Here is a 3,039-nt window from a genome sequence, read left to right on the forward strand (position 1 = left end):
TTGCGGTCTTGAAGCTCAGCGCGCGCGGCTGGTTGACCTCGCCCATGACGTAGATGCGCTTGTTGTCGTTGTACGGCAGATACAGCTGATCGCCGCCCTTGAGGTAGACGTTCTGCAGTTCGGAATCCTGCTGATTGAGCGTGTCGAGATTGAGTGGATAGACCCGCCCGTTGCGCGTCAGCAGCAGGCCCGACAAGTCGGCGTTATTGGTGTCGATGCCAGCGGAACCGAGAGCCTCGACCACGCTCAACGGATTGGTCGAAATCGCTTGCGGGCCGGCCTTCGTCACGGCGCCGGTGACCACGACTTTCTGGCTGGCGAAGCGCAGCACCGCGACGTCGACCTGCGGTTCGGCGATGAATGCCGACAAACGCTGTTCGATGTCCGCGCGCAGTTGCTGGATGGTCCGGCCGGCGGCCTGGACTTCCTTGATGAACGGGTAATACAGCGTGCCATCGGAGCGCACCAGACGGCCGTTGGCATCGATCTGTTGTTGCGCGCCGGAGGGGGCAGTCAGCTCCGGGTGATCCCAGACGGTGATGTACAGCACGTCATTGTTGCCGATGCGATATTCCGCCGGCGTCACCAGCAGCTCCGCCGGCAGCGACTCACGCTTCTGGGTGGCGCGGTTCATGGCGATCAACTTCGGGGTGATCGGAATCAGCTCGACCCGACTGCTTTCGCTGGCACCCTGGCGGGTGATATCGCTGGTGCTCAGGTACTGGCCGGGGGAAAACATGCAACCTTGCAAAGCGAGACTTGCCAACATTAAAAGATAAACACTACGAGTCATAATGGCACTACGCTATTCAAGGGCGAATCCAAAAAACAAAGTCACCCGACTTGCGTCGGGCGACTCTGTACTGCACTAACAAATGTTCCTGTTAGTTATGCGTGCCGGTTGTACCGGTGGTACCCGTCGTACCGGTGGTACCGCCGTTGGCACTGCCACCGCTGTTGGACGCCGCTACAGCACTGGCAACCATTGCAGTACTGGCCGCGGGCGCTTGCGAAGCCGCCACACTGCCACCTACATTGGTTACCGCTGTCAACGGCGCTTCAGCGGCGGCAGCCCAGTTGCTCAACATCGTCAACAGGGCAACTGCCATCACTTTTTTCATAACAACTCCTTTCTAACATTCGAACTGTTAAAAAACAGATCTGTGTCAGAGCTGGTAGCTTTCAAGTCCGCAAAGAGCGCGAACAAGATCCGTTGTTCTTTCACAGTCCTGTGCAACTGCTAAAGTCGAACGGCAGGTTTATATCTACGGATTTGCAAATGGCATTGCCAGTGTAATTTCCCGACGTTATCTAACAACCTGACTGAAACTAACATCGGACTAAATGGCCATCATCGCGAATAACCATTGGGATGATTCGATTGCCAGCGCCAAGTGTCGGCAACCATGTCCTGCAAGTTGCGCGTGGCTTTCCAGCCGAGCTCTTTCGCCGCTTTCGAAGCATCGGCAAAACTCTCGGCAATATCACCGGCGCGGCGCGGCATCATCCGGTACGGCACCGGCCGCCCGCAGGCCTGTTCGAAGGCATGCAGCACTTGCAGCACGCTGTAGCCATCGCCGGTGCCGAGGTTCCAGGTGTGAATGCCGGTGCGCTCGCTGATCGACTGCAACGCTTTCAAATGCCCGTCCGCCAGATCGACGACATGAATGTAATCGCGCACGCCGGTGCCATCGGCGGTCGGGTAATCGTTACCGAAGATCGACAGCTCGCGCAGGCTGCCGACGGCAACCTGGCTGATATACGGCACCAGATTGTTCGGAATGCCGTTGGGGTCTTCGCCCATGTGCCCGCTGGCGTGGGCGCCGATCGGGTTGAAATAGCGCAGCAGCGCGATGCTCCAGCGCGGCTCGGCGAGGCTCAGGTCGCGCAGCACGTTCTCGACGATCAGCTTGGACTGGCCGTAGGGATTGGTCGGATTGCCCGTAGGAAAATCCTCGCGAATCGGCATCTCTTCAGGCTCGCCGTACACCGTCGCCGAGGAACTGAACACCAGGCGGAAAACTCCCGCCGCCGCCATCGCCTGACACAGAGTGATGCTGCCGCCGACGTTGGTTTCGTAATATTCGAGCGGCTTGCGCACACTCTCGCCCACGGCTTTGAGCCCGGCGAAATGCAGCACGGCGTCGATCTGATGCTCGCGGAAAATCCGGTCGAGCAGCGGCCGATCGCAGACATCGCCGCGAATCATCCATGCACTTTTGCCGCAAATGGCTTCAACGGCGTGAAGTGCTGCGTCGCTGCTGTTACAAAGATTATCCAGAACGACAACTTCATAACCTGCCTCAAGCAATGCAAGTGTGGTATGCGAGCCGATATAGCCGGCACCACCCGTTACCAGAATCTTCATAGCGCGGTCCGTCATTGAATAAATACCCGGTAGCGTGTCAAGCCATGCCTGGTGGATATGCGGAACAATTCACACAAACAGGGCGACAACAACCTCAAACAAATTTAGTTCAACCACTGGCAATAATTATTTTTGCCGGTCAAACTGTTTGACGGGTACTTATTAGCACTCCCTGGACACTTATCACTATCGACAGATACCGACTAAAAATAACTAATAACCAAGTAGTCGACATCTCATAACATTAGCGCTTTTTAACAGCGCAACTAATTGCCAGCAACAACCTGACTCGGGTATTAAAGTAAGCCTTCAATAATCATTGAAACTTGCCGCCACTTTGTGGTGCGCAACCGTCGCCTGTGTTCCATGACTGTCCAGGATACTTTTATGATTCGTAAATGTTTGTTCCCCGCTGCCGGCTACGGCACGCGTTTCTTGCCGGCGACCAAAGCCATGCCGAAAGAGATGCTGCCGATCGTCAACAAGCCGTTGATCGAATATGCCGTTGAAGAAGCACGGGACGCTGGCCTGCAACACATGGCCATCGTCACCGGCCGGGGCAAGCGCGCGCTGGAAGACCACTTCGACATCAGCTACGAACTCGAGCACCAGATCCGTGGCACCGAGAAAGAGAAATTCCTCGCCGGCACCCGCGAGCTGATCGACACCTG

At 56.5% G+C, this 3,039-nt stretch carries 4 protein-coding genes; 1 reads left to right on the plus strand and 3 read right to left on the minus strand.

What is annotated here, in order from left to right; all coding sequences use genetic code 11:
- From OQK_RS28420 to galE, 3 genes are all read right to left on the minus strand, one after another.
- Window positions 1-793 (minus strand): polysaccharide biosynthesis/export family protein (locus tag OQK_RS28420; RefSeq protein WP_016775456.1); only part of this gene is annotated, 793 nt, incomplete at its 3' end.
- Between the two features lie 91 nt (window positions 794-884).
- On the minus strand, window positions 885-1,121 hold the full coding sequence (locus tag OQK_RS28425; protein ID WP_016775457.1) for a hypothetical protein: 237 nt from the start codon (window positions 1,119-1,121) through the stop codon (window positions 885-887).
- 230 nt (window positions 1,122-1,351) lie between these two features.
- Window positions 1,352-2,368: a UDP-glucose 4-epimerase GalE gene (galE, locus tag OQK_RS28430; protein ID WP_016775458.1), complete on the minus strand. Its 1,017-nt coding sequence runs from the start codon at window positions 2,366-2,368 to the stop codon at window positions 1,352-1,354.
- Between the two features lie 387 nt (window positions 2,369-2,755).
- Here galE and OQK_RS28435 point away from each other — a divergent pair.
- A partial coding sequence (locus OQK_RS28435; RefSeq protein ID WP_016775459.1) for a sugar phosphate nucleotidyltransferase occupies window positions 2,756-3,039 on the plus strand: 284 nt, incomplete at its 3' end.

The sequence above is a fragment of the Pseudomonas sp. R62 genome, from assembly GCF_000257605.1.
In the GTDB taxonomy this organism is placed as follows: Bacteria; Pseudomonadota; Gammaproteobacteria; order Pseudomonadales; family Pseudomonadaceae; genus Aquipseudomonas; species Aquipseudomonas atacamensis.